This is a genomic window from Streptomyces sp. NRRL WC-3742, from assembly GCF_000720635.1.
GTDB lineage: Bacteria > Actinomycetota > Actinomycetes > Streptomycetales > Streptomycetaceae > Kitasatospora.
Map to the genome: position 1 here is coordinate 1 of NZ_JOCF01000232.1, position 200 is coordinate 200.

General features: G+C 55.5%; 1 rRNA gene. It reads right to left on the reverse strand.

Features of this window, described 5'->3' with window-relative positions:
• A 5S ribosomal RNA gene (gene rrf / locus IH61_RS45480) occupies positions 1–66 on the reverse strand; the annotation flags it as partial.
• Positions 67–200 lie beyond the last annotated feature (134 nt).

The window sequence follows — 200 nt, forward strand, 5'->3', positions numbered from 1 at the left end:
GCTACGAGGCTTAGCTTCCGGGTTCGGAATGTAACCGGGCGTTTCCCTCACGCTATGACCACCGAAACACTATGAAACTGTCAACCGCACCCAACCCATGATTCTTCGGGGTTGGGGGTCGTTGTTTCAGAACAACACAGTGGACGCGAGCAACTGAGGACAAGCCCTCGGCCTATTAGTACCGGTCAACTCCACCCCTC